The sequence below is a fragment of the Bradyrhizobium sp. 154 genome (assembly GCF_023073875.1).
GTDB lineage: Bacteria > Pseudomonadota > Alphaproteobacteria > Rhizobiales > Xanthobacteraceae > Bradyrhizobium.
Window position 1 is genome coordinate 1 of the sequence record NZ_JADPKG010000038.1, and the last position, 2,655, is coordinate 2,655.

At 63.1% G+C, this 2,655-nt stretch carries 5 protein-coding genes; all 5 read left to right on the plus strand.

The window, feature by feature from the left end; genetic code table 11:
- Window positions 1-320: 320 nt before the first annotated feature.
- Entirely contained in the window at window positions 321-557 is a 237-nt protein-coding gene (locus IVA92_RS08285) for a hypothetical protein (RefSeq protein WP_247277337.1), read from the plus strand.
- The gene (locus IVA92_RS08290; RefSeq protein ID WP_247277338.1) at window positions 547-1,332 is read left to right on the plus strand and encodes a recombinase family protein; all 786 of its coding nucleotides are present in this window, start codon (window positions 547-549) and stop codon (window positions 1,330-1,332) included. Before IVA92_RS08285 ends, IVA92_RS08290 begins: the two co-directional genes overlap by 11 nt.
- A 128-nt stretch (window positions 1,333-1,460) precedes the next feature.
- Window positions 1,461-1,925: a zinc ribbon domain-containing protein gene (locus tag IVA92_RS08295; protein ID WP_247277339.1), complete on the plus strand. Its 465-nt coding sequence runs from the start codon at window positions 1,461-1,463 to the stop codon at window positions 1,923-1,925.
- A gap of 18 nt (window positions 1,926-1,943) precedes the next feature.
- A complete protein-coding gene (locus tag IVA92_RS08300; RefSeq protein ID WP_247277340.1) occupies window positions 1,944-2,237 on the plus strand; it encodes a hypothetical protein in 294 nt (97 codons plus the stop codon).
- Window positions 2,231-2,626, plus strand: a complete 396-nt coding sequence (locus tag IVA92_RS08305) for a hypothetical protein (RefSeq protein WP_247277341.1) — start codon at window positions 2,231-2,233, stop codon at window positions 2,624-2,626. The genes IVA92_RS08300 and IVA92_RS08305 overlap by 7 nt, the downstream gene beginning before the upstream one ends.
- Window positions 2,627-2,655 lie beyond the last annotated feature (29 nt).

Here is a 2,655-nt window from a genome sequence, read left to right on the forward strand (position 1 = left end):
GGTTCTGTACCGGCATCACCCTTGGGCAAGCCGCGAGGTTTTCGTCCATGGTGTGATAGACAAGGCGGACGGCGTTGTTTTCCGCTGCACGCTGGATGGATCGGAGACGAAGCGTTTTCTGGAGATCCCATCCTGGATGTTCGACCGCGCGGCATGCGCTCGCGGTGGCAGCCTAACGGCAGAGCCCTTTGTCAGCCTGGAAGCGCTCAACGCGTTGTCGTCGCTTGTCGATTCAGCGGTCAAGAGCGCGACATCATCATTGAATGAACCGCTTTCCGGTGCATGCGGAGTCTCTCACGATCAGAATCGGGGAGAGGCTCATGGCAAGCAGGACGGCGATATCGGCCAACCCGGTTCGGCGCAACCGGCGGTTCGGCGTGCATCAGATGGACCTGTTCACGGGTGGCATAGCGCACGGCGTCGTCGGGGTACCGGAATGGCGGGAGCTGCCGAAGGAGGCGCAGGATGCGCTGGTGAACTTGATGACGCAGCTGGTGCTGGACCATGCACGGGTAAGCGCAACGCTCGCGAAGAGGGAAGACGGTCATGATCAGTGACAAGGTCCGTCCTCACCATCTCGAGCGCAAGGCGATCCTCTATGTGCGCCAGTCCTCCGCCCATCAGGTTCTGCACAATCGTGAGAGCAGCGCGTTGCAATACGCGATGCGCGACCGATTGACGGCGCTGGGGTGGTCCAAGATCGAGGTGATCGACGATGATCTTGGGCGTTCGGCTGCCGGCGGCGTCCAGCGCGCGGGCTTCGAGCGGATGGTGGCCGAGGTCTGCCTCGGCAAGGTCGGCGCAGTCTGTGCGCGGGAGGTCTCGCGCTTTGCCCGCAATAGCCGGGATTGGCAACAGCTGATCGAGATGTGTCGCGTCGTCGACACGGTGCTGGTTGACCACGAAGCTGTCTATGCTCCGCGGCATGGCAACGACCGATTGCTTCTGGGGCTGAAGGGGAGCCTCAACGAGTATGAGCTGGACCTTTTGCGACAACGCTCGCTCTCGGCACGCTACGAGAAGGCCAGCCGTGGCGAACTGATTGCGGCCACGCCAGTCGGTTTTGTGAAGGCCGGTGATCGCTATGAGAAGGATCCGGACCGGCGTGTGCAGGACGCCATTACGCTCGTCTTCGACAAGATCGAGGAACTCGGGACCGCGCGGCAGGCGCTGCTGTGGTTCCATGAGCACGGCCTCGACCTACCGGTGAAGCAGCCGAACGGCGACACAGCCTGGCGGCGGCCCAGCTACGCGACTCTCCACAGGATGGTCGAGAACCCGGTCTACGGCGGAGCCTACGCCTATGGTAAAGCAGCCGTAGCGACGGCGTAGCGACGGGGTACGGCGTCCTTGGCGCAGGCGCGAAGATCCGCCGGAAGGCGCGCGCCGAGTGGCTCGTCCTCAAGCCGGACGCCCACGAAGGCTATGTGAACTGGGAGAGGTTCGAAGCGATCCGTACAATGGTCTCCAGTAACGTGCCCACGAGCCGTCATCATGGCGCGCCCAAGCATGGCGAGGCGCTGCTCGCTGGGCTCATCCGCTGCCGGCGTTGTGGCCGCAAGCTGACGCTGCGCTACAGCGGTATGAAGCATCACATCCCCCGTTACAGCTGCTCGCGCGGCTGGATGGACAACGGCGAACCGCGCTGCATCGCGTTCGGTGGCTTGCGCGTCGATGATGCGATCGAAGGGGCACTGCTCGGCGTTGTCGGACCCGGCGCCGTTGCGGCGGCTACGGCCGCCGCAGCCCAAGCCACACATCAGAGGGATCAGGTTCGCGAAGCGCTCGGCCGTGATCGCGAAGCGGCCCGTTATGCCGCCGATCGCGCCTTCCGGCAATATGACGCGCCGATCAGGCGAACCGCCTGGTTGCGGCAGAGCTTGAGGCACGCTGGAATCGCTCGCTTGCCCGCGTCGCGGAGGTAGAGAGCAAGATTGCCGCGCATGATGCGACGACCGCACCGACAGCGATCGATCCAAAGCTGCTCAGCGTTTCTGGCCTCAGACCTCAAGTCAGTCTGGTCAGGGCCGACCATCGATGCGCGGCTGAAGAAGCGCATCGTCCGTACGCTGATCCACGAGGTCGTTGTCGATATCGATGACGAAGCGTCCGAGATCGTTCTCGTCGTGCATTGGGCAGGCGGCGCTCACAGCGAGATGCGGCTATCGAAGCGTCGACGTGGGCAGCGTAACAACATCTCCGACGACATCATCGCAGCATCCGGCAACTGGTGCTGATCGCCAGGGACGACCTGATTGCGGGCCTGCTCAACCGCAACGGCCTCAAGACGGGCAACGGCAACCGTTGGACCCGCGAGCGCGTCACAACCACGCGATCTTATCATCGGATACCCGTCTTCCGGCGGGCCGAGGATAGCGTCGAGCCATGGCTCAATCACTCCGACGCCGCCAGCCTTCTCAAGGTCGCATCCAAGACGCTGCGCTTGGCCGCAGAAGCTGGTCAGATCGAAGCCGTCCACCCTTTGCCGGATGGGCCATGGATCTTCGCGCGCGCGGCCTTGACCACGGATGCCGCCACATCTATCACCGAACGAGCGCGGCAGAACCCAAGATACCCCGCAGGATCGCATCCCGATCAACAAAGTCTCTTCTCTTCAACAACATAGCCAAATGGGTGTTCTGATGCGCAGTTGTA

Bases quoted from the DNA above. Each gene is read 5' to 3' on its own strand.
- IVA92_RS08290 (WP_247277338.1), top strand. From the start codon at position 547: ATGATCAGTGACAAGGTCCGTCCTCACCATCTCGAGCGCAAGGCGATC.
- IVA92_RS08300 (WP_247277340.1), top strand. From the start codon at position 1,944: ATGATGCGACGACCGCACCGACAGCGATCGATCCAAAGCTGCTCAGCG.
- IVA92_RS08295 (WP_247277339.1), top strand. From the start codon at position 1,461: ATGGTCTCCAGTAACGTGCCCACGAGCCGTCATCATGGCGCGCCCAAG.
- IVA92_RS08285 (WP_247277337.1), top strand. From the start codon at position 321: ATGGCAAGCAGGACGGCGATATCGGCCAACCCGGTTCGGCGCAACCGG.